Annotated in this window: 17 protein-coding genes and 1 tRNA gene; 13 read left to right on the top strand and 5 right to left on the bottom strand. The window is 67.6% G+C overall.

Translation table 11 applies throughout. From position 1 onward, the window contains the following. Nucleotides 1–41: 41 nt before the first annotated feature. The gene (gene dxs, locus GO999_RS05765; protein ID WP_211906652.1) at nucleotides 42–1,952 is read left to right on the top strand and encodes a 1-deoxy-D-xylulose-5-phosphate synthase; all 1,911 of its coding nucleotides are present in this window, start codon (nucleotides 42–44) and stop codon (nucleotides 1,950–1,952) included. 240 nt (nucleotides 1,953–2,192) lie between these two features. Further along, the gene (folE2, locus tag GO999_RS05770) at nucleotides 2,193–2,999 is read left to right on the top strand and encodes a GTP cyclohydrolase FolE2 (RefSeq protein WP_011002148.1); all 807 of its coding nucleotides are present in this window, start codon (nucleotides 2,193–2,195) and stop codon (nucleotides 2,997–2,999) included. 45 nt (nucleotides 3,000–3,044) lie between these two features. Here folE2 and tsaD read toward each other — a convergent pair whose 3' ends face one another. Then, complete coding sequence (gene tsaD, locus GO999_RS05775) at nucleotides 3,045–4,088, bottom strand: tRNA (adenosine(37)-N6)-threonylcarbamoyltransferase complex transferase subunit TsaD (RefSeq protein ID WP_211906653.1); 1,044 nt, start codon at nucleotides 4,086–4,088, stop codon at nucleotides 3,045–3,047. Between the two features lie 107 nt (nucleotides 4,089–4,195). Between tsaD and GO999_RS05780 the strand changes: the two genes are divergently transcribed. From GO999_RS05780 to GO999_RS05810, 7 genes are all read left to right on the top strand, one after another. Beyond that, complete coding sequence (locus GO999_RS05780; RefSeq protein ID WP_211906654.1) at nucleotides 4,196–5,434, top strand: BaiN/RdsA family NAD(P)/FAD-dependent oxidoreductase; 1,239 nt, start codon at nucleotides 4,196–4,198, stop codon at nucleotides 5,432–5,434. A gap of 113 nt (nucleotides 5,435–5,547) precedes the next feature. After that, nucleotides 5,548–5,997: a GatB/YqeY domain-containing protein gene (locus GO999_RS05785; protein ID WP_011002145.1), complete on the top strand. Its 450-nt coding sequence runs from the start codon at nucleotides 5,548–5,550 to the stop codon at nucleotides 5,995–5,997. Nucleotides 5,998–6,037: 40 nt separating this feature from the next. Continuing rightward, complete coding sequence (gene dnaG, locus GO999_RS05790) at nucleotides 6,038–7,849, top strand: DNA primase (RefSeq protein WP_211906655.1); 1,812 nt, start codon at nucleotides 6,038–6,040, stop codon at nucleotides 7,847–7,849. Between the two features lie 168 nt (nucleotides 7,850–8,017). Next, complete coding sequence (gene rpoD / locus GO999_RS05795) at nucleotides 8,018–10,648, top strand: RNA polymerase sigma factor RpoD (RefSeq protein ID WP_249215062.1); 2,631 nt, start codon at nucleotides 8,018–8,020, stop codon at nucleotides 10,646–10,648. A gap of 125 nt (nucleotides 10,649–10,773) precedes the next feature. Then, nucleotides 10,774–10,849, top strand: a tRNA-Ile gene (locus GO999_RS05800). A gap of 219 nt (nucleotides 10,850–11,068) precedes the next feature. Then, on the top strand, nucleotides 11,069–12,091 hold the full coding sequence (locus GO999_RS05805) for an MBL fold metallo-hydrolase (RefSeq protein ID WP_081263789.1): 1,023 nt from the start codon (nucleotides 11,069–11,071) through the stop codon (nucleotides 12,089–12,091). 117 nt (nucleotides 12,092–12,208) lie between these two features. Beyond that, nucleotides 12,209–12,910, top strand: coding sequence for a TetR/AcrR family transcriptional regulator (locus tag GO999_RS05810; RefSeq protein ID WP_019718510.1), 702 nt, complete (start codon nucleotides 12,209–12,211; stop codon nucleotides 12,908–12,910). Here GO999_RS05810 and GO999_RS05815 read toward each other — a convergent pair. Then, a complete protein-coding gene (locus GO999_RS05815; RefSeq protein WP_016722823.1) occupies nucleotides 12,891–13,709 on the bottom strand; it encodes an oxygen-binding di-iron domain-containing protein in 819 nt (272 codons plus the stop codon). The genes GO999_RS05810 and GO999_RS05815 overlap by 20 nt on opposite strands. 235 nt (nucleotides 13,710–13,944) lie before the next feature. Between GO999_RS05815 and GO999_RS05820 the strand changes: the two genes are divergently transcribed. Further along, the gene (locus GO999_RS05820) at nucleotides 13,945–15,432 is read left to right on the top strand and encodes a DEAD/DEAH box helicase (RefSeq protein ID WP_011002139.1); all 1,488 of its coding nucleotides are present in this window, start codon (nucleotides 13,945–13,947) and stop codon (nucleotides 15,430–15,432) included. 33 nt (nucleotides 15,433–15,465) lie between these two features. On the opposite strand, the gene gluQRS is transcribed toward GO999_RS05820, so the two are convergent. After that, nucleotides 15,466–16,413, bottom strand: a complete 948-nt coding sequence (gene gluQRS / locus GO999_RS05825) for a tRNA glutamyl-Q(34) synthetase GluQRS (RefSeq protein ID WP_058907657.1) — start codon at nucleotides 16,411–16,413, stop codon at nucleotides 15,466–15,468. Nucleotides 16,414–16,471: 58 nt separating this feature from the next. Next, the gene (locus tag GO999_RS05830; RefSeq protein WP_011002137.1) at nucleotides 16,472–17,374 is read right to left on the bottom strand and encodes a LysR family transcriptional regulator; all 903 of its coding nucleotides are present in this window, start codon (nucleotides 17,372–17,374) and stop codon (nucleotides 16,472–16,474) included. Between the two features lie 107 nt (nucleotides 17,375–17,481). Here GO999_RS05830 and GO999_RS05835 point away from each other — a divergent pair, with 107 nt between their 5' ends. After that, on the top strand, nucleotides 17,482–18,180 hold the full coding sequence (locus GO999_RS05835) for a pirin family protein (protein ID WP_011002136.1): 699 nt from the start codon (nucleotides 17,482–17,484) through the stop codon (nucleotides 18,178–18,180). An 89-nt stretch (nucleotides 18,181–18,269) separates the two neighbouring features. After that, on the top strand, nucleotides 18,270–18,842 hold the full coding sequence (locus GO999_RS05840) for a flavodoxin family protein (protein ID WP_016722827.1): 573 nt from the start codon (nucleotides 18,270–18,272) through the stop codon (nucleotides 18,840–18,842). A gap of 91 nt (nucleotides 18,843–18,933) precedes the next feature. Here the strand turns inward: GO999_RS05840 and GO999_RS05845 are convergent, their stop codons facing one another. Further along, complete coding sequence (locus tag GO999_RS05845) at nucleotides 18,934–19,782, bottom strand: sulfurtransferase (RefSeq protein WP_020832360.1); 849 nt, start codon at nucleotides 19,780–19,782, stop codon at nucleotides 18,934–18,936. 149 nt (nucleotides 19,783–19,931) lie between these two features. Here GO999_RS05845 and dnaE point away from each other — a divergent pair, with 149 nt between their 5' ends. Continuing rightward, nucleotides 19,932–23,453: a DNA polymerase III subunit alpha gene (gene dnaE, locus GO999_RS05850; RefSeq protein WP_211906656.1), complete on the top strand. Its 3,522-nt coding sequence runs from the start codon at nucleotides 19,932–19,934 to the stop codon at nucleotides 23,451–23,453. Nucleotides 23,454–23,495: the final 42 nt, after the last annotated feature.

Genomic DNA, 23,495 nt, shown 5'->3' on the forward strand with positions numbered 1-23,495 from the left:
CATTAGAAGTCTTTGCCTAGACGCCCGAGCGGCGGTCTCACATGACGTACGAACTTCTGAACACCATCGACGCTCCGGCCGAGCTACGCCGCCTGGACCGTCGCCAGCTCGGCACCCTGGCCGATGAGCTGCGCGCCTTCGTGCTCGAATCCGTCGCGCAGACGGGGGGCCACCTGTCGTCGAATCTGGGCACGGTCGAGCTGACCATCGCGCTGCACTACGTCTTCAACACGCCGGACGATCGCATCGTGTGGGACGTCGGTCACCAGAGCTATCCGCACAAGATCCTGACCGGCCGCCGCGAGCAGATGGCGACACTGCGCCAACTGGACGGCATCTCCGGTTTCCCGCGCCGCAGCGAGAGCCCGTACGACACCTTCGGCACCGCGCATTCCTCCACCTCGATCTCCGCCGCGCTGGGCATGGCGCTGGGCGCCAAGACGCAGGGCGAGAACCGCGTCGCCATCGCCGTGATCGGCGACGGGGCGATGAGCGCGGGCATGGCCTTCGAGGCGATGAACAACGCCGGTGTCTATCGAAACCTGCCGCTGGTGGTGGTGCTCAACGACAACGACATGTCGATCTCGCCGCCGGTGGGCGCGCTCAACCGCTACCTGGCGCGGTTGATGAGCGGCCAGTTCTACGCCGCCACCAAGAAGGGCGTGGAGAAGCTGCTGTCGGTGGCGCCGCCGGTGCTGGAGTTCGCCAAGCGCTTCGAGGAGCACGCCAAGGGCATGCTGGTGCCGGCGACGATGTTCGAGGAATTCGGCTTCAACTACATCGGGCCGATCGACGGGCACGATCTCGAATCCCTGGTGCCGACGCTGCAGAACATCCGCCAGCGCGCGCTGGAGGGCGGCCGGCCGCAGTTCCTGCACGTGGTGACCAAGAAGGGGCAGGGCTACAAGCTGGCCGAGGCCGATCCGATCCTTTATCACGGCCCGGGCAAGTTCAATCCGCAGGAAGGCATCAAGCCCGCCGCGCGCCCGGCCAAGGTGTCCTACACGCAGGTGTTCGGCCAGTGGCTGTGCGACATGGCCGCCGCCGACAAGCGTCTGGTCGGTATCACGCCCGCCATGCGCGAGGGCTCGGGCATGGTGGAGTTCGAGCAGCGCTTCCCCGACCGCTATTACGACGTCGGCATCGCTGAGCAGCACGCTGTCACCTTCGCCGGTGGCCTAGCGTGCGAGGGCCTCAAGCCGGTGGTCGCCATCTATTCGACCTTCCTGCAGCGCGGCTACGACCAGCTGATCCACGACGTGGCGCTGCAGAACCTGCCGGTGGTGTTCGCGCTGGACCGCGCGGGCCTGGTCGGCGCGGACGGCGCGACGCATGCCGGCGCCTACGACATGGCCTACCTGCGCTGCATCCCCAACATGATGGTGATGGCGCCGGCCGACGAGAACGAGTGCCGCCAGCTGCTCAGCACGGCGTTCGCCCAGGACTGCCCGACGGCGGTGCGCTATCCGCGCGGTGCCGGCACGGGCGTGGTGGTGCAGCCGACGCTGGAGCCGCTGCCGGTGGGCAAGGCCGAGGTGCGCCGCGCGTCCACCGCACCGGCGGGCCAGCGCGTGGTGATCCTGGCTTTCGGTTCGATGGTCGCGCCGGCCGCCGCCGCCGCCGAGCGCCTGGATGCCACCGTGGTCAACATGCGCTTCGTCAAGCCGCTGGACGCGGCCTGCGTGCTGGAGATGGCACGCACCCACGATTATGTGGTCACAGTGGAAGAGGGTTGCGTGATGGGCGGCGCCGGCAGCGCCTGCCTGGAGGCGCTTGCCGCCGCCGGGGTGGCCACGCCGGTGCTGCAGCTGGGCTTGCCCGACCGCTTCGTCGATCACGGCGATCATGCGGCGCTGCTGGCGCAGTGCGGGCTGGACGCCAACGGCATCCTGGCGTCGATCCGCGAGCGCTTTGCGGTGCAGCCGCGCGCGGTGCAACCGCGTGTGGCGTAAGGGGCGCTTTACGATAGGCCGTTTCAATCACCCGCATTGTCACTGCGGGTTTGAGCGGCCGACAGCAGAGGTGGACAATTTCCCTTACACTGCGTCCGTTTTTGTGAAGTGTGTGCGCAGTCGCGGGATGGGTCGATTGGATCACTTAAGTGGTGGTCGCTTTCAATCCGGTTCCGCGGTTTCACACTCGTTGCGCGCCGGCCGACTGCGATGGCCGGGCGACCGTAAAGGAAACCGACCATGAATGATATGAACCCGGGCTTCGTGATGCCGGACGTGCAGTCCAGCCACGATACCCGTCAGATTCCGATTCAGCGCGTGGGCGTGCGCGGCGTGCGTTACCCGATGTCGCTGCAGACGCCGTCGGGCGTGCTGAGCACCGTGGGCACCTTCAACCTGGATGTGCACCTGCCGGCCGATCAGAAGGGCACGCACATGTCCCGCTTCGTCGCGCTGCTCGAAGAAGAGCGCGAGCCGCTGAACCTGGCGCAATTCCAGCTGTTGCTGGAGAAGATGCTGGAGAAGCTCGAAGCCGACGCCGGCCGCATCGAAGTCAGCTTCCCGTATTTCGTCAGCAAGACCGCGCCGGTGTCGGGCGTGCAGTCGCTGATGGACTACGAGGTGACGATGATCGGCGAAGTGCGCGATGGCCACACCACCGTGCGCGTCAAGGCCCTGGTGCCGGTCACGAGCCTGTGCCCGTGCTCCAAGAAGATCTCGCAGTACGGTGCGCACAACCAGCGCTCGCACATCACCATCGACGCGGAACTGGCGGCCGATACGCCGGTCGAGGCGCTGATCCGCATGGCCGAGGAAGAAGCCTCGTGCGAACTGTGGGGCCTGCTCAAGCGCCCGGACGAGAAGTTCGTCACCGAACGCGCGTATGAGAACCCGAAGTTCGTCGAAGACCTGGTGCGCGACATCGCCATGCGCCTGAATGAAGACGACCGCATCGTGGCCTACACGCTGGAAGCGGAGAACTTCGAGTCGATCCACAACCACAGCGCCTATGCCTTGATCGAGCGCGACAAGCGCCGCGCCGGCTGATCGACGCCGACCCCCGGAAGAAGCCGCTCCATCGAGCGGCTTTTTTCATGCCTGCCGGATGCGGATGTCTTCCAGGTCCCAGCGCGGCGTGACGCCGTAGCCGTAGCCTGACTGGACCTGGCCGGGGTCGGCCTGCAGCCGCATCGCGCCGGCGAAAGCGATCATGGCGCCGTTGTCGGTGCAGAACTGCAGGTCGGGGTAGTAGACGCGCAGGCCACGCTTGCCGCCTTCGGCATTCAGGCGCTCGCGCAACTGGCGGTTGGCGCCCACGCCGCCCGCCACCACGATGCGCTTGAGGCCGTGCTCGCGCGCGGCGCGCAGCGTCTTGGCGACGAGCACGTCGACGATGGCATCGACGAAGGCGCGGGCCAAGTCGGCGCGCGGCTGTTCGCATGCCTCGCCGCCGTCGAGATTGAGCTTGCGCACCTGCGTCAGCACGGCGGTCTTCAGACCGGCGAACGAGAAATCGAAATTGCCCGAATGCAGCATCGGCCGGGGCAGCTCGAACGCGCCCGGGTTGCCGAACTCGGCCAGCCGCGAGACGGCCGGTCCGCCGGGATACCCGAGGCCGAGCAGCTTGGCGGTCTTGTCGAAGGCCTCGCCGGCGGCATCGTCGAGGGTTTCGCCCACCAGCGTGTACTGGCCGACCGCATCGACGCGCATCAACTGCGTGTGCCCGCCCGACACCAGCAGCGCCAGGAACGGAAACGCGGGCCGGTCCGCCTCCAGCAGCGGCGAGAGCAGATGCCCTTCCAGGTGATGCACGCCCACCAGCGGCTTGCCCAGCGCAAAGCCCAGCGCATTGGCGACCGAGGCTCCCACCAGCAGCGCGCCGGCCAGTCCGGGCCCTTTCGTATAGGCGATGGCGTCGATGTCCGCGCGGCCGACGCCGGCCTCGGCCAGCACGTCCTCCAGCAGCGGGATCACGCGGCGGATGTGGTCGCGCGAGGCCAGCTCCGGCACCACGCCGCCGTAGTCGCGGTGCATGGCGATCTGCGAGTAGAGCGCGTGCGCGCGCAGGCCGGCGTCGGTGTCGTACAGGGCGACGCCGGTTTCGTCGCAGGAGGATTCGATGCCGAGGACCAGCATGGCGCGTGAAGGCGTGAGGAAATGCAATGGGAAGGCCGCCGAAGATAGCACAAGTTAAAATGCGCGGTTTTCGTACAGACAGGCAACCAAGGGGCGGCGCGGCGATCATGATGCGGTGCGATGTAGCGGTGATCGGCGCGGGCGCGGCCGGGATGATGTGCGCGGCGGTGGCCGGGCAGCGGGGCGCGCGCGTGGTGCTGATCGACCACGTCACGAAGCTCGCCGAGAAGATCCGCATCTCTGGCGGCGGGCGCTGCAATTTCACGAACCGCAATGCGGGGCCGGCCAACTACCTGTCGAACAACCCGCATTTCTGCCGCTCGGCGCTGGCGCGCTACACGCCGCAGGACTTCATCGGGCTGGTTTCCGGCTACCGCATTCCCTATCACGAGAAGCACAAGGGCCAGCTGTTCTGCGACGACAGCGCGGAAGACATCATCCGCATGCTCGAAGCCGAGTGCGACAAGGGCAACGTCCTCTGGCGCGCCGGCTGCGCCATCGCCGAGGTCGGCAAGGCCGGCGATGCCTACCGCCTGGCCACCAGCGCCGGCGAGATCGTCGCCGACAAGCTGGTGATCGCCACCGGCGGGCTGTCCATCCCCAAGATCGGCGCGACGGATTTCGGTTACCGCATCGCCCGCCAGTTCGGCCTGAAGATCGTCGAGACCCATCCGGCGCTGGTGCCGCTGACCTTCCAGTCCGAGCATTGGGCGCCGTTCGCCGCGCTGTCGGGCGTGTCGATGGAGGTGGACGTGACGGTCGCGCCGGCGGCGGCTGCCGGCAAGGCGGGCCATCGGGGCAACCGGGGCGGCGCCACGACGTTCCGTGAAGACCTGCTGCTGACGCATCGCGGCCTGTCCGGCCCGGCCGTCCTGCAGATTTCCAGCTTCTGGAGCGCCGGGCAGCCGCTGTCGATCGACCTGCTGCCCGACACCGATGCCGCGCAATGGCTGTGCGGCGAGAAGGCCGGTTCGCGCAAGCAGTTGGGGACGGTGCTGGCGCAGCGCCTGCCGGAGCGCGTCGCGCAGGCGTGGTGTGCCACCCATGGCGCCAGCCCGCACGCGCCCATCGCCGAGCTGTCCGACAAAGTGCTGCGGACCCTGGGCTGCGCGCTCAACCGCTGGGCGCTGACGCCATCCGGCAGCGAGGGCTACCGGAAGGCCGAGGTCACCCGCGGCGGGGTCGACACGCGGGCGCTGTCGTCCGCCACGATGGAGGCGCAGGCCGCGCCCGGACTGCACTTCATCGGCGAGGTGGTCGATGTGACGGGCTGGCTGGGCGGCTACAACTTCCAGTGGGCCTGGGCTTCCGCCGTGGCGGCCGGGCTGGCGGTGGCGGGCAGCTGAACGGACCCGGATTGCCCCGGTTCTGTGCTACGATCAATGATCCGCGTTGTTCCACGTTTGCAACCCGCTGGGCGTGCCGCCCGAGCGGGTTTTGCCGTTTATCGGAGTTTCGAATGTCGCTGAAGGCACAGATCACGGAAGACATGAAGGCCGCCATGCGCGCCAAGGAAATGGACCGCCTGGGCACCATCCGCCTGTTGCAGGCCGCCATCAAGCAGCGCGAGGTGGATGAGCGCATCGAGCTGGACGATGCCGCCGTGCTGGCCGTGATCGACAAGATGATCAAGCAGCGCAGGGACTCCATTTCGCAGTTCCAGCAGGCTGGCCGCGATGACCTGGTCGCCAAGGAATCGGCCGAAGTCGCCGTGCTGCAGGCCTACATGCCGGCGCAGCTGTCGGACGCCGAGGTCGACGCCGCCGTGCGCGATGCCGTGGCCAAGGCCGGTGCCGCCGGTCCGCAGGACATGGGCAAGGTGATGGGCCTGCTCAAGCCGGCCCTGGCCGGCCGCGCCGACATGACGCAGGTCTCGGCCCGCGTGAAGGCCGTGCTGGCCGGCGCCTGAGTCCGGCCGCGTTCCGTCATCCGCAAGGCGCGCCCCACGCGTGATTCCGCAGCCGTTCATCGACGATCTGCTCAACCGCGTCGACATCGTCGACGTGGTGGGCCGCTACGTGCAGCTCAAGAAGGGCGGCGCCAACTTCATGGGGCTGTGCCCGTTCCATAACGAGAAGTCGCCGTCGTTCACGGTGTCGCCGACCAAGCAGTTCTATCATTGCTTCGGTTGCGGCGCGCACGGCTCGGCGATCGGCTTCCTGATGGAGTTCTCCGGGCTGTCGTACGTCGAGGCCATCCGCGATCTGGCGCAGTCGGTCGGCATGGCGGTGCCGGAGGAGCGCGGCGGCCCGCCGCCCGCCGCCCGCGCCGAGCGGCAGGCCAAGACCGTCGCCCTGGGCGACGTCATGGCGCGCGCCAGCGACCACTACCGCAAGCAGCTGCGCGGCGCCCCCGGCGCCGTCCAGTACCTCAAGGGCCGCGGCCTGACCGGTGAGATCGCCGGGCACTTCGGCCTGGGCTACGCGCCGGACGACTGGCAGTCGCTCGAGTCCGTGTTCGGCGCCTATCGCGACGACGCCATCGCCACACCGCTGATCGAGGCCGGCCTGGTCATCGAAAGCGAGAAGACCGATGCCGACGGCCGGCATCGCCGCTACGACCGCTTCCGCGACCGCATCATGTTCCCCATCCGCAATACCAAGGGGGTGGTGATCGGCTTCGGCGGGCGGGTGCTGGGGCAGGGCGAGCCGAAATACCTGAATTCTCCCGAGACGCCGCTGTTCAGCAAGGGCACCGAGCTGTACGGCCTGTTCGAGGCGCGCAATGCCATCCGCGAGTTCGGCTACGTGCTGGTCGTGGAAGGCTACATGGATGTGGTGGCGCTGGCGCAGCTCGGGTTTGCCAATGCCGTGGCCACGCTGGGCACGGCCTGCACGCCCGTGCACGTGCAGAAGCTGCTGCGGCAGGTGGATACCGTCATCTTCTCGTTCGATGGCGATGCGGCCGGGCGCCGGGCGGCGCGGCGCGCGCTGGAAGCCTGCCTGCCGCACGTCACCGACAACAAGATCGTCAAGTTCCTATTCCTGCCGCCCGAGCACGATCCGGATACCTTCATCCGCGAAGAGGGCACCGAAGCGTTCGCCGCCGAGGTGCGCAATGCGATGCCGCTGTCGCGCTTCCTGCTGCAGGCGGTGACCGAAGACCTCGACCTGCGCCAGCCCGAGGGGCGCGCGCGGGCGCAGTATGAGGCCAAGCCGCTGCTGTCGGCCATGCCGCCGGGCGGCCTGCGCCTGCAGATCGTGCGCGGGCTGGCCGAGATGACCGGCACCACGCCGGCCGACATCGAGGCGCTGTGCGGCCTGCGCAGCGACCCGGCGCAGGCCGGCCGCATGACCCAGAAGCGGCCGCGTGTGGCGCGTACGGCACCGACCGCACTGGAACAGAAGGTGCTGCGTCTGCTGATGCGCTACCCCGCGCTGGCGGCCCGCCTGGACGCCGACACGCGCACCCAGTTGACTGCGCCGGAACTGCCCCAAGGTGAGGTGTTATCGGGGTTGCTGGCCGAATGCGACACCGCAGGCCCGGAAATGCACTTCGGCGCCTTCGTCGAGCGCCTGGGCCAGACGCCGTATGCCGAGGCCTTTGCCGGGCTGCGCGTGGCCGTGCTGAACGACGACATCGAGCTCGAGCCGGCCACGCAGGAATTCGATGCCGCCGTGCAGAAGATGCTGGCCGAGCCACTGCGGCGCGAACTGGAGATGCTGCAGCGCAAGATGGAAGGCGGCCACGCCACCGACGCCGACAAGGAACGCCTGCGATGGCTGGTCAGCGAGATCAGCCGCCGCCGCCGGCTGGTGTAGCGCGCACGCCGCAGTGCAGGCCCAGACAGGACGGGCGATTGCGGGTAGTCCCTTGATTTTTCAGGCGAAAACCCGATTTTCACTTAGACCGGTCCTGGCTGGCGTGCTAGAATAACCGGTTTGGATTGCAAGTCCTTTTTCCCATCTCTTGGGGGAGTGAGCGTGCCCATGGTGAAGGTGAAGACCTCCGCGAAGGCCGGTTCCAAGGCCAGTCCTGTCTCCGATTCCGCATCGCGCACCGCTTCGGCGCGCGGCACGGGGGGAGGGAAGACTGCAGCGGGAACGGCGAAGCTCGCCAATGGTCGCAGCCATGTGGGGCAGGCGGGAGGAAAGGCAGCTGTGCCGGCAAAAACGGGAAAAGCCCAGCCGAGCAAGACCGCCGAGATTTCCGCCGCCGCCAAGCCGGCACCGCGCGTGAAGGGCGCGATCCAATCTTCAACCTCAGGCAAGGTCTCGACGTCGATGAGCACGAGCGCCAGACCTGGCGGCAAAGAAGCCGCTTCCGTCGCACTCAAGGGTAAGACAACCACCGTGGCGAAATCGAAGATCACCGAAGTCGAGAGCAAAGAGTCCGCTGCCAGCGCACGCGCAGCCAAGACCGGTACCGCTCGTACCAGCACCGCAAAGCCGAACAAGGCCGCGGATGCAGACACCAAGCGCACCGTTCGCGAGGCAGAGGCCATCCCCACCCCAACTTCTCCTGCACCCCGCGCCGAGGCCGCGGCCGAGCCCAAGAAGCGCGGCCGCAAGCCCCGTGCCGGGGCGCAGGCAGACGACGAAAGCAGCACGGACGTGACTGAAGAATTTGACGAAGCACCCGCCGCTCCGGCACACAAATCCGACAAGCAGAAGGCCCGCGACCGCAAGGCCAAGGAAAAAGCCCTGCTGAAGGAGTTTGCTGCAACGCAGCAAGGCGGGTCGGAAGAAGAGCTCGAGGCACGCCGCCAGAAGCTCAAGGCGCTGATCAAGCTGGGCAAATCGCGCGGCTACCTGACCTACGCCGAAATCAACGACCATCTGCCCGACGACATGGTCGACGCAGAGTCGATGGACACGCTGGTCGCCACGCTCAACGACATCGGCATCGCCGTGTACGAGCAGGCCCCGGACGCCGAGACCCTGCTGCTCAACGACAACGCGCCTTCCGTGACCACGGAAGAAGAGGCGGAAGAGGAAGCCGAAGCCGCGCTGTCCACGGTCGACTCCGAATTCGGCCGCACGACCGACCCGGTGCGCATGTACATGCGCGAGATGGGCACGGTCGAGCTGCTCACCCGCGAAGGCGAAATCGAGATCGCCAAGCGCATCGAGGCCGGCCTGAAGGACATGGTCATGGCCATCTCGGCCTGCCCGGTCACCATCTCCGAGATCCTCGCCATGGGCGAGCGCGTGGCCAACGATGAGGCCAAGATCGACGAGTACATCGACGGCCTGATCGACCCGAACGCCGACGCCGCCGAAGCCGCGCAGGCCGGCGACGAGGACGAAGACTTCGAGGACGAAGACGCCGACGAGAGCGGCGACGAAGAGGAAGACGAGGACGACGACGGCTCGGGCAGCTCGGCCGCATCCGCGCGCCAGCTCGAAGAGCTCAAGCAGGCCGCGCTGGCGAAGTTCGCCATCATCGGCGACCAGTTCGAGAAGATGCGGCGCGCCTTCGAGAAGGAAGGCTACAAGTCCAAGCCGTACCTGAAGGCGCAGGAAGCCATCCAGAACGAGCTGATGACGATCCGCTTCACGGCACGCAATGTCGAGCGCCTGTGCGACACGCTGCGCGGCCAGGTCGACGAGGTGCGCAAGCTCGAGCGCGCGATCCTGAACATCGTGGTCGACAAGTGCGGCATGTCGCGTGGCGATTTCGTCTCGCGTTTCCCTGGCAACGAAACCAACCTCGGCTGGATCAACACGGTGGTCGCCGACGGCAAGCCGTACAGCGCCATCGTCGAGCGCAACATCCCGGCCGTGCACGAGCTGCAGCAGAAGCTGATCGACCTGCAGGCGCGCGTGGTGCTGCCGCTGGCTGAGCTCAAGGACGTCAACAAGAAGATGTCCGAAGGCGAGCGCCGCGCCCGCGAGGCCAAGCGCGAGATGACCGAGGCCAACCTCCGTCTGGTGATCTCCATTGCCAAGAAGTACACCAACCGCGGTCTGCAGTTCCTCGACCTGATCCAGGAAGGCAACATCGGCCTGATGAAGGCGGTGGACAAGTTCGAATACCGCCGCGGCTACAAGTTCTCGACGTACGCCACGTGGTGGATCCGCCAGGCCATCACGCGCTCGATCGCCGACCAGGCGCGCACCATCCGGATTCCGGTGCACATGATCGAGACGATCAACAAGATGAACCGCATCTCGCGCCAGATCCTGCAGGAAACCGGCAACGAGCCGGATCCGGCGACGCTGGCCGAGAAGATGGAGATGCCGGAAGACAAGATCCGCAAGATCATGAAGATCGCCAAGGAGCCGATCTCCATGGAAACGCCGATCGGTGACGACGACGACTCCCATCTGGGCGACTTCATCGAGGACACCAACACGCTGGCCCCGGCTGAAGCGGCGCTGCATGGCTCCATGCGCGGCGTGGTGAAGGACGTGCTCGACTCGCTGACGCCGCGCGAAGCCAAGGTGCTGCGCATGCGCTTCGGCATCGAGATGAGCACGGACCACACGCTGGAAGAGGTCGGCAAGCAGTTCGACGTGACCCGCGAGCGTATCCGCCAGATCGAAGCGAAGGCGCTGCGCAAACTGCGCCACCCGAGCCGTTCGGACAAGCTGAAGAGCTTCCTCGAGGGGAGCTGATCCAGCGCCGGCGTGATGTCTCGAGTGGGCTTGGCCACACTTTCGAGGTAAAATCCCGCCCGAGGCCCGGCCTAACCAGCCGGGCCTCTTTTTTGCCGGCGGCCGTTCTGGCTGCCGCTTCCGCAGGGCCTGTAGCTCAGGGGTTAGAGCAGACGACTCATAATCGTTTGGTCGTGGGTTCGAAACCCACCGGGCCCACCACGCTTTCTCTCGGTCTCCCCTTTTTTCATCACTCGGGCGATGGCTGTCCATCAAGCGGACCGGCTGCGGATGCGGCTCCGGCGGCAGGGTGGCTTGGCTGCGTTCTCTGAGCAAGACCCCCGTCGCGAATGGGGTCAGCGCATGTGCGCGGTGCGTGGCATGATCCGGGCTTCCGCCGCTGCGACACGCGTGCGGCGCATCTCCCGAGGAGCCAAGACCATGCGACTGTTCCCCACGCTTTCCATGCCCGCCCGGACGGCACGCGCCGCTGCCCTGGCGGCTACCTTGCTGGCTACCGCCGGTGCAGTCGAGGCACAGACCACGGCGGCGGCGGCGCCCGCCACGCAGCAGCGTGCGCAGGTGCCGGGCTACTACCGCATGGCGCTGGGTGACGATGTCGTGACCGCGCTGTATGACGGCTATGTCGACCTGCCCGCGAAGACGCTGCTGGGCTTGAGCGCGCAGTCGATCCAGGGCTTGCTCGCGCGGATGTTCGTGTCGTCCACGCCGGGCATGCAGACGGCGGTGAACGGCTATCTGATCGATGCCGGCAGCCAGCGGATCCTGGTCGACACCGGCTCCGGCACCTGCTTCGGCCCGACCATGGGTGGCCTGTTGGGCAATGTGCGCGCGGCGGGCTATCAGCCCGAGCAGATCGACGTGGTGCTGCTGACCCACCTGCATCCCGATCACGCCTGCGGGCTGCTGACGCCGCAGGGCCAGTCGGCGTACCCCAACGCGCAAGTCTACGTGGCCGCGCCGGAGGCAGACTTCTGGCTGAGCGAAGTCGTCGCGGCATCCAAGCCGAAGGACATGCAGCCCTTCTTCAAGATGGCGCGTGATGCCGTGGCGCCGTATGCCGCGGCCGGCCGGCTGAAACCGTTCAAGCCCGGCGACGAAGTGCTGCCGGGCGTGCGCTCGGTCACCGCCAACGGCCATACGCCGGGGCATAGCGGTTACCTGTTCGCTTCCAAGGGGCGCAGCCTGCTGGTGTGGGGCGACATCGTGCACAGCCATGCGGTGCAGTTCCAGCATCCGGAAGTCGCCATGGAGTTCGACGTCGATCCGAAGCAGGCCGTTGCCACGCGCCGCAGGCTGTTCGCGGAGGCCGCGCACGACAAACTGTGGGTGGGCGGCGCGCACCTGCCGTTCCCCGGCCTGGGGCATGTGCGCAAGGACGGCAAGGCCTATGCGTGGGTGCCGATCGAGTACGGGCCGCTGCGCACCGATCGCCAGGACTGAGGCCGCCGCGCGCCGGCCGGCTGCTTCATTGCATCGGGTGGCCGGCCGGCGGCCACCCAACGCAAAGATGCGCGCGCGCCACGGCGTGTTTGCGGCCGGCATGCGAAAATGCCGCTCATGTCCACCGTCCGTAAAACCGTTTCCGACGCGCGTTCGTCGGCCGACGCCGAATCGCCTGAGGCCGTCGCGCCGGTCACGCGCCCGCATATCGCCGAGCGCCAGGAGGCGCGCCGCCGCCAGATTCTCGATACCGCCGGGCAGCTCTTCTACACCAAGGGCTATGCCGGCATGACCATGAGCGACCTGTGCAGCGCGTTGGGCGTGACCAAGCCGGCGGTCTACTACTACTTCACGGACAAGTACGAGATTTTCGACATCCTGTGCCGCGAGGCCGCGCAGGTCTGCCTGTCGGCCATCCGCGAAACGGCAAATCCGGTGCTGCCTGTGCGCGAGCGCTTGCAGGCCTGCCTGCTGGAGATGGCGCGCCGCTGCATCGCCTGCCACCACGCCGCCGCGCTGACCTACCGCGACCGCCAGTACCTGCGCTCCGAGACGGTGGAGTGGCTGCACACGATGTCGCGGGCGTACTACCGCGACCTCTATGCGCTGCTGGACGAAGGCAAGCGCACCGGCGTGTTCGATTTCGGCGACGCGCGCGTGGCCGCGCACGCGATGGGCGGCGTGATGGGTTTCATGTACACCTGGCACGACCCGTCGCGCATCGATCCCGATGTGCTGGCGCACGAGCTGTCGAGCGCCATGATGAAGATCGTCCTGCCGGCCGCGCCGGGCCCGATCGCTACGGCTGCGGCGTCCTGAGCGGGGCGCCGGCCGCCACCCTGGGCAGCGCGGGCAGGCGGAAGGTCTCCTGCGTCATCAGGTCGATTCCGCAGGTGAGCGTTTCCACCCAGTCGATGAAGCGGCGGACCATCGCCGGGCCGTGGAAAGCGCGGCCATGCTGCGGCACGATCCATTCGATCTCGAGCCCGCGCACCATCTCGGCCCACAGCCGGCAGACGCGGTTGCCGCTCATGTAGCGGCGGTGGAACGGCGCCATCAGCGGAATGTGCGCATCGAAATCTTCCACCGGCGCGGCGGCGATCTCCGCGTGGACCATCGACGCGCCCAGGTCGCCCGAGAACAGGATGCGCGACACCGGATCGTAGAACTGGAAGTTGCCCTCCGAGTGCAGGAAGTGCGCCGGCACCGCCAGCAGGTGCGACTGCCCGATCGGGATCGCCATGCCGGTGTCGGGGATCGGCAGGATGCGGCCGTCGGTCTTGCCCACGTTGCAGAAGTGCGGCAGGAAGCGTTCCCACACGCGCGAGATCAGGATGTTGCAGTTCGAGCTCGTGAGCCAGCGCCCGGCCGAGGCGACGATGTCCGGGTCCGCGTGCGAGGCCAGCACATAGTCGAGCTGCTTGGGCGGGAAGTATTGGTTCATCGCCAGGTACAGCGCGTTGTACGTCATGTTGCCGCCCGGGTCGATCAGCGCGCCGTGGCCATGGTCGACGACGAGGAACTGGTTGGTCTGGACCGACTGGTCGTCGTGGTCGTCGACCAGGTCAGAAAACATCAGGCAGGCATGCTCAGGTGTTTCGTAGAGGGTGGTGACCATGGCCGGGGCGCAGGTTGGCAAGCCGCGATGGTGGCGCAGGGCGGCATGCCGAGACTTGATCCGTGTCAATTTGGCTGTGGTGCCTGCGAGGGCTTGCCGACACCGGTTCAGCGTCCCGCACCGGGCCCAGCATGATAAAATTTCGATTTTTCAATACTTTGCGTACGCCGCTCGCGGTCGTTTCCGCCCGCGCCCGTCGCGTCTGCCTGCCGATCGGCAGGCTGCCTTCCCCTCTATGAACACTGAGACAACGTCTGCAGCACCGTCCAGCGATCCTGTGACGTTCGACACGTTCGGCCTGCACCCCGATATCCTGCGGGCCCTGGCCGAGAGCGGCTACACCCGGGCCACGCCCATCCAGGCCGCCGCGATTCCCGTGGTGATCGCCGGCCGCGATGTGATGGGCGCGGCGCAGACCGGTACGGGCAAGACCGCCGGCTTCTCGCTGCCGATCATCCAGAACCTGCTGCCGGACGCCAACACCAGCGCCTCGCCGGCGCGCCACCCCGTGCGGGCGCTGATCCTCACGCCCACGCGCGAGCTGGCTGACCAGGTCTACGACAACGTCGCCAAGTACGCGAAGCACACGGCGCTGCGCAGCGCGGTCGTTTTCGGCGGTGTCGACATGAATCCGCAGACCGAGCAGCTGCGTCGCGGCGTGGAGGTTCTCGTCGCCACGCCGGGCCGCCTGCTCGATCACGTGCAGCAGCGCAGCGTGAACCTGTCGCAGGTGCGCATGCTGGTGCTGGACGAAGCCGACCGCATGCTCGACATGGGCTTCCTGCCCGACCTGCAGCGCATCATCAACCTGCTGCCGGCGCACCGGCAGACGCTGCTGTTCTCGGCCACGTTCTCGCCCGAGATCAAGAAGCTGGCAGCGAGCTACCTGCGCCATCCGCAGACCATCGAAGTGGCGCGCAGCAACGCCACCGCAGACAACGTCCGCCAGGTCATCTACACCGTGCCGGACGGCCACAAGCAGGCGGCGCTCGTGCACCTGCTGCGCCAGCGCGCCGAACAGGGCCTGCCGAGTCAGTGCATCGTGTTTTCCAACAGCAAGATCGGCTGTTCGCGCCTGGCGAGGGCGCTCGAGCGCGAGAAGATCAACGCCAATGCCATCCACGGCGACAAGACCCAGACTGAGCGCATGCAGACGCTCGAAGCGTTCAAGCAGGGCACGGTCGACGTGCTGGTCGCCACCGACGTGGCGGCGCGCGGTCTCGACATCTCGCAGATGCCCTGCGTGATCAACTTCGATCTGCCGTTCAATGCGGAAGACTATGTCCATCGCATCGGCCGTACCGGCCGCGCCGGCGCTTCGGGCGATGCGCTGTCGCTGTTCGCCCCGGGCGATGAAAGGCTGCTGGCCGACATCGAGAAGCTGATCAAGCGCAATCTGCCGCGCGAGACGCTCACCGATTTCGATCCGACCGGCGAACAGGCCCGCGAACGCGAACGCCGCGAGCGCGACGAGCGCCGCAACCGCACCGAGATCCGTCGGGCCCGCGAGCGCGATGAGCGCAACGGCGCCCGGGTGCTTGACCATACCGTGGTGCGCCCGCCCTTCCGGCCGTCGGAGGATCCGTTCTTCTCGCGCCCGTACGAGTCGAACGTGCCCGCCGAGGCTGCGGAGGCCGCCAAGCCGGCACCGGCCGGCGGTCACCCGCGCAGCGCCAAGCGCCCGATTGCCGCCCTGCTGGGCGGCGTGCCGCGCAAGCGCTGAGCGGTCTTGCTGCACTGAGCGCGGTGGCCGCTGCTAGGCCGCCGGCGTCAACTGGGCCAAGCGATGGGCCCATGCCGGGACGGCCGCCCGGTAGAACCCTTCCATGTCCGCTGCGCGGATCTCCAGCCCCAGGTGCCGCGCCGCTTCGGTCAGCGCGGCCAGCGGCTGGCTGCGGTTGATGGCCCGTGCGCCGGTCTGCTTGCTGAGCTTCTCGCCGGCGGCGTTGACCACCACCGGCACGTGCAGGTAGCGCACCGCGGGCAGCCCCAGCAGCCGCTGCAGGTAGATCTGGCGCGGCGTCGAATCGAGCAGGTCGGCGCCGCGCACCACATCCGTGATGCCCTGCGCGGCATCGTCCACCACCACCGCGATCTGGTACGCCCACATGCCGTCGGCGCGCTTGAGCACGAAATCGCCCACCGCTTCGGCCAGGTTCTGGCATTGCGTGCCTTGCCAGCGGTCGTCGAAGCAGACCGTGGCGGCATCGGCGTCCGGCAGGCGCACGCGCCAGGCGCGCGGCGGGCGGCCCATGAGGCCGTTGCGGCAGGTGCCGGGGTAGATCAGGGTCTGGTGGCGCAGGTGGCCCTGCGCATCGACCGTGGTGATGGAGTCGGCGATTTCGCGGCGGGTGCAGCCGCACGGATAGAGCCGGTCGATCGCCTGCAGCTGCGCCAGCGCCGCTTCGAAGCGGGGCAGGTGCGCGCTCTGCCACTGCGGCGCTTCGTCCGGCACGAGCCCCAGCGTTTCGAGCGAGGCAAGGATATCGCGGTCGGCGCCGGGCACATTGCGCTGGAAATCGATGTCTTCAATGCGTACGAGCCACGTGCCGCCATGCACGCGCGCATCGAGCCAGCTCGCCAGCGCGGTGACCAGCGAACCGATGTGCAGCGGCCCCGTGGGCGACGGCGCGAAGCGGCCGCGATACGGCCCGCGCGGGGCCGCTGCAACGGATTCGGGGAATTCGAGATTGGCTTGGGACAACGCGGGACTCCGGGCGTCGGGCAAGGGCCGATGGCGCTATTGTGCGCGATCGGAGGGTCTACTGCATCAGCAGGGCCTGCGCCAGGCGCGGGTCTTCAAGCTTGTCGACCCACCACTGCAGTGCCTTGCCGCGCATGTTGGTGCGCCAGGCGATCTGGAAGTTGCCCGCGCGGCGGTCCTCCACCGTGGCCTTGGCCACCAACACGCCGGAATCCAGGTAGGGCTGCGCCAGCGGCCTCGGCAGCCAGCCGCAGCCGAGGCCGCGGATCTGCGCCTGGACCTTGTCGGCCATGGCCGGCACCACTAGCGTGTCCTGGCCGGCCATGATGCCGACGGTGCGCGGCGGCAGGTTGCGCGAGGTGTCGCCCACCGCCACGATGCGGTGGCGCGCGATGGCGCTGGCGGGCAGGGGTTCCTCCAGCTGCGCCAGCGGGTGATGCGCCGCCACCGCGAAGACGAAGGGAATCTCGCCCAGCGGACGCGTCTGCACGCCTTGCACCGGCGCGATGTGCGCGGGGCCGATCAGCAGATCGGCGCGCCCGGAGAGCAGCGCATCCCAGCTGCCGGCCAGCACTTCGCGGCAGAAGCGCAGGCGGGTGGCGGTGTTCTCTGCATAGAAGTCCTGGATCACCGGCATCAGCGCGCGGAAGTGGACGAGGTCGTCCATCACGATGGTCAGCGTCGCTTCCCAGCCGGTGGCCAGGCGCTTGACGCGGCGGGCCAGCTCGTCGGCGGCCTGCAGCAGGTGGCGGCCTTCGTCCAGCAGCGCGCGGCCGGCGGGCGTCAGTTCGGCGCGGTGGCGGCGGCGGTCGAACAGCAGCACGTCCAGGTCGTCCTCCAGCTTGCGCACCACGTAGGTCAGTGCCGACGGCACCTTGCCCAGTTCGTGCGCGGCGGCGGCAAAACTGCCCTTGCGTTCGATCGCGTCCAGCACTTCCAGGGATTCGAGGGAGAGCGCCATTATTCAGAAAATTTGATGAGATGGATCAAAGCCGTTTGGCCAGAATACGGCCAACCATCGTACCATTGATCCCATCAATGCAGTATTTGGATAGGAGATTCATCAAAATGATTGAAATCCGACCCTCCCAGGAGCGCGGTTACGCCGACCACGGCTGGCTCCAGTCGTACCACAGCTTTTCGTTCGCCGAGTACATGGATCCGGACCACGTCCACTTCGGGCCGCTGCGCGTCATCAACGAAGACCGCGTCGCGCCCGGCATGGGCTTCGGTACGCACGGCCATCGCGACATGGAGATCATCAGCTACGTGCTCGACGGTGAACTGGCGCACAAGGACAGCCTCGGCAACGGCAGCGTGCTGCGCCCGGGCGACGTGCAGCGCATGACGGCTGGGACCGGCGTGCGTCATTCCGAGTTCAACCATGCGCCGGACCAGACCACGCACTTCCTGCAGATCTGGGTGCTGCCTGCGCAGCAGGATCTCGCGCCGGGCTACGAGGAGCGCCATTTCGAGGCGTCGCAGAAGCGTGGCAGGCTGCGCCTGATCGCCAGCGCCGACGGACGCGACGATTCGGTCAGGGTGCACCAGGACATGGCCCTGTACGCCGGCCGTTTCGATGGCGCCGAGGCCGCCACGCTGCCCCTCGCCGACGGTCGCCGCGCCTATGTGCACGTGGTGCGCGGCAAGGTCGAGGTCAACGGCACGCCGCTGTCGGGCGGCGATGCGGCTAAGCTGACGCGGGAGCCGACCGTCACGCTGTCGGGGGGCGAGGGCAGCGAGGTGCTGGTGTTCGATCTGCCCTGATCGGCCGGGCTGGCGGGGCGCATGCAGGCGTGCGCCCTGGCCATTCCGTTCGTCCCCTTGTTGTGTCTTTCAACCCAGAGAGGATTCCCATGGCACGAGTTGCAGTCGTTTATCACAGTGGTTATGGCCATACCAAGAAGCAGGCCGAGGCGGTGTTCGCGGGCGTGCAGGCCGCCGGCGCCGAAGCGCACCTGATCTCGGTGGCCGACGTCAATGACCAGACCTGGGCACTGCTGGCCGGCGTCGACGCCATCGTTTTCGGCGCGCCGACCTATATGGGCGGCGTGTCGGGCGACTTCAAGAAATTCGCCGATGCCTCGTCCAAGGCCTGGTTCACCGGCCAATGGAAGGACAAGATCGCCGCGGGCTTCACCAACTCCGCATCGATGAACGGCGACAAGTACGCATCGATCCAGTACCTGTGGACGCTGTCGCAGCAGCACGGGATGATCTGGGTGGGCACCGGCATGATGCCGGCCAGCAGCAAGGCTGCCACCCGCAACGACATCAACTACATGGGCGGCTTCGGCGGCGCGCTGTCGCAGGCGCCGTCGGATGCGAGCCCGGAAGAGGGGCCGCTGCCCGGCGACCTGGAGACCGCCAGGCTGTTCGGCGAGCGCATCGTCGCCGTGACCCGGCAGTTCGTGCGCGGCCGCCAGTAAGCGCGGCGCATCGCCAACAAGACAACGCCGGCATGTCCGGCGTTTTTCATTGGGGGTGGCGATCAGGACCGGGGGCTGGCGACGCCGCGCCTCATGTGGCGGCGCGGGCCTGGTGGTCGGCGCAGTGCGGGCAGCGCTGGCCGGGGATGTAGTCGGCGGACTGCTGCTCTTCCGGCGTGACGACCGCGCGGCAGGCGAAGCATTGCTTGGGGCCGGCGGGCAGCAGCTCGGCGTTGAGCGCGGTGCGGTGGTCGAAGACGAAGCAGTCGCCGTCGTAGTGGTCGGCGCCGACTTCCTCGAAGTACTTGAGGATGCCGCCTTCGAGCTGGTAGACGTGCTGCAGGCCGATCTCCTGCATGTGGATGGCTGCCTTTTCGCAGCGGATGCCGCCGGTGCAGAACGACACCACTGTCTTGCCGGCGAAATCGTCCTTGTGCGCGGCGATGGCGGGCGGGAATTCGGTGAATTTCCGGATGCCGTAGTCGACCGCGTCGCGGAACGTGCCGACCGCGACTTCGAAGCCGTTGCGCGTGTCGAGCATCACCACCTCGCGGCCGTCGTCGTCATGGCCCTGGTCCAGCCAGCGCTTGAGCGTGGCGGGCGGCACCGATGGCGCGCGGCCGTCTTCCGGGCGGATCAGCGGATAGCGCATGGTGATGATCTCTTTCTTCAGGCGCACCAGCAGCCGGCGGAACGGCTGGTGGTCGGAGAGGCTTTCCTTGGGCGCCAGGTCGGCAAAGCGCGCATCGGCGCGCAGCCAGCCGACGATGCCGTCGATCGCCTCGCGCGTGCCGGCCAGGAAGATGTTGATGCCCTCGGGTGCCAGCAGGGCCGTGCCCTTCAGGTCGCGTGCCTGGCATTCGGCGAGCAGGGCCTGGCGCAGCGTCTCGCGGTCGTTGAGGGTGACGAATTTGTAAGCGGAAATGTTGACGATCTGCATGTGCTGCCGCGCCGGTTCGAGGCGCCTGGGTAACCTGTTGATTCGTAAGCCGAAATTATAACGGCCCAGGCAGGGTGGCGGGGCGGTGGATGCGCGTTCGCGCAAGCCGCGCCTGTCTTGCGCCGGGAGCCACCCGGTACAATACGCGGATGAATTCGCCGCGCTTCGTCCATCTCCGTCTCCATTCCGAATATTCCGTCGTCGACGGCAACGTCCGCCTGGACGAGGCCGTCAAGGCCGCCGCCGCCGATGGCATGGGCGCGCTGGCGCTGACCGACCTTGCCAACGCTTTCGGCCTGGTGCGCTTCTACAAGGACGCGCGCGGCAAGGGCGTCAAGCCTATCGTCGGCGCCGACGTGTGGATCACCAATCACGACGAGCGCGACAAGCCCAGCCGCCTGCTGCTGCTGGTGCGCAACAAGCAGGGCTACCTGAACCTGTGCATGCTGCTGGCGCGCGCCTGGCTGTCCAACCAGCATCGCGGCCGCGCGGAGATCGCCCCCGAGTGGTTCACCGAGCCCGGCGTGGAAGAGGCGCCGATGGCCACCGGCCTGCTGGCGCTGTCCGGCGCGATGGGCGGCGACATCGGCATGGCGCTCGCCAACGGCAACGAGGCGCTGGCGCGCAAGCTGGCGACGCAGTGGTCGCAGGTGTTCCCGGCGTCGTTCTACATCGAGCTGCAGCGCGCCGGGAACGCCGGCACCGAGGCCTACGTCCAGCAGGCCGTGAAGCTGGCCGCGTCGATGCAGCTGCCGGTGGTCGCCACGCATCCGGTGCAGTTCATGACGCCGGACGACTTCACTGCGCACGAGGCGCGCGTCTGCATCGCCGAGGGCGATCTGCTCGCCAACCCGCGCCGCACCAGGCGTTTCACGACCGACCAATATTTCAAGACGCAGGACGAGATGTGCGCGCTGTTCGCCGACATCCCGTCCGCGCTGGCCAACACGGTGCAGATCGCGCAGCGCTGCAACCTGACGCTGGAACTGGGCAAGCCCAAGCTGCCGCTGTTCCCCACGCCCGACGGCATGTCGCTGGACGACTACCTCGTCCACCTGGCCAAGGACGGGCTGGAGAAGCGCATGGCCGTGCTGTTCCCCGACGAGGCGGTGCGCGAGGCCAAGCGGCCCGAGTACTACGCGCGGCTGGAGTTCGAGACCGGCACCATCATCAAGATGGGCTTCCCGGGCTACTTCCTGATCGTGGCGGACTTCATCAACTGGGCCAAGAACAACGGCGTGCCGGTGGGGCCGGGCCGGGGCTCGGGCGCGGGCTCGCTGGTGGCGTACGCGCTGGGCATCACCGACCTGGACCCGCTCAAGTACAACCTGCTGTTCGAGCGCTTCCTGAACCCGGAACGGGTGTCGATGCCCGACTTCGACATCGACTTCTGCCAGCATGGCCGCGACCGCGTCATCCACTACGTGAAGGAGAAGTACGGCAAGGACGCCGTCTCGCAGATCGCCACCTTCGGCACCATGGCCGCCAAGGCCGCGGTGCGCGACGTGGGCCGCGTGCTGGATCTCGGCTACAACTTCGTCGACGGCGTGGCCAAGCTGATCCCGTTCAAGCCGGGCAAGCTGGTCACCATCGAGGAAGCCAAGAAGGAAGAGCCGCTGCTGGCCGAGCGCGAGGCCAATGAAGAAGAGGTCAAGCAGCTGCTCGAACTCGCCCAGCGCGTCGAAGGCATGACCCGCAACGTCGGCATGCACGCGGGCGGGGTGCTGATCGCGCCGGGCAAGCTGACCGATTTCTGCCCGCTCTACACCCAGGGCGGCGAGGATGCCGGCGTCGTCAGCCAGTACGACAAGGACGACGTGGAAGCCGTCGGCCTGGTGAAGTTCGACTTCCTGGGCCTGACCACGCTGACCATCCTGGACTGGGCCGAGCGCTACATCCGCACGCTCGATCCGTCCAAGGCGGACTGGAACTGCAGCCACATTCCGCTGACCGACAAGGCGGCGTTCGACATCCTCAAGACGGCCAACACGGTCGCCGTGTTCCAGCTGGAAAGCCGCGGCATGCAGGGCATGCTCAAGGACGCCAAGCCCGACCGCTTCGAGGACATCATCGCCCTGGTGGCGCTGTACCGTCCGGGCCCGATGGACCTGATCCCCAGCTTCTGCGCCCGCAAGCACGGCCGCGAGAAGGTGGAGTACCCCGACCCGCGCGTCGAGCCGGTGCTCAAGGAGACCTACGGCATCATGGTCTACCAGGAGCAGGTGATGCAGATGGCGCAGATCGTGGGCGGCTACTCGCTCGGCGGCGCCGACCTGCTGCGCCGCGCGATGGGCAAGAAGAAGGCCGAAGAGATGGCCGAGCACCGCGAGCTGTTCCGTGGCGGCGCGGCCAAGGACGGTCTGTCCACCGAGAAGGCCGACGAGATCTTCGACCTGATGGAAAAGTTCGCGGGCTACGGCTTCAACAAGTCGCACGCGGCGGCGTATGCGCTGCTGGCGTACTACACCGCGTGGCTCAAGGCGCATCACCCGGCCGAATTCATGGCAGCCAACATGTCGCTCGCCATGGACGACACCGATAAGGTGAAGATCCTCTACGACGACGCCCGCGGCAAGAACGGCCTGGCGGTGCTGCCGCCCGACATCAACGCCAGCCAGTACCGCTTCACGCCCACCGACGCCAAGACCATCCGCTATGGCCTGGGCGGCGTGAAGGGCAGCGGGCAGGGCGCCATCGAAGACATCCTGCGCGCGCGCGAGGACGGCCCGTTCAAGGACCTGTTCGACTTCTGCGAGCGCGTCGACCGCCGCCAGGTCAACCGCCGCACCATCGAGGCGCTGGTGCGCGCCGGCGCCTTCGACAGCCTGAACGCCAATCGCGCGCAGCTGCTGGTCTCGATCGGGCTGGCGATGGAGGCGGCCGAGCAGAAGGCGGCAGCGGCCAACCAGGTCTCGCTGTTCGACCTGATGGGCAGCGACGACGCCGAGCAGCATCGCCCGGAGCTGCTCGACGAGGCGCCCTGGAGCACCAAGCGCAAGCTGCAGGAAGAGAAGCAGGCGCTGGGCTTCTACCTGTCGGGGCACCTCTTCGACGAGTGCCGCGACGAGGTCCGCCGCTTTGCCCGCACGACGCTCGCCGACCTCGCCCGCGAGGTCAACGGCAGTGGCAATAATGGCGGCGGCTACGGCAGCCGCGACGCGCGCAACAAGACCGTGGCCGGCGTGATCGTCGGCCTGCGCACGCAGATGACCCAGCGCGGCAAGATGATCGTCGTCATGCTCGATGATGGCTCGCAGAGCGAGGCCACCGAGGTGACGGTCTTCAACGAGCTGTTCGACGCCAACCGCGCGCTGTTCAAGGAAGACGAGGTGCTGATCGTGCAGGGCAACGCGCGGCACGACACCTTCACCGGCGGGGTGCGGATGACGGCCGAGGCCGTGCTGGACCTGACCCAGGCGCGCGCGCGCTATGCCGACGCGATCGGGCTGACGTTCCGCGACAATGCGTCGGCCACGCGGCTGCGCGAGCTGCTGACGCCGCACCTGGCGGCCCAGGTGCCCGGCGTGCGCGTGCGCATCAGCTATGCCGCCAACGGCGCGCGCTGCGAAGCCGTGCTCGGCGAGCAATGGCAGGTGACGCCATCGGACGAGGTGCTGGCCAGCTTCCGCTCGGCGCTGTCGACCGAGAACGTCTACATGATCTACGGCTGAGCCTCGCGGGTCCGCCAAACCGGCAACGTATACTCGCCAGCC

The organism is Ralstonia nicotianae (genome assembly GCF_018243235.1).
In the GTDB taxonomy this organism is placed as follows: Bacteria; Pseudomonadota; Gammaproteobacteria; order Burkholderiales; family Burkholderiaceae; genus Ralstonia; species Ralstonia nicotianae.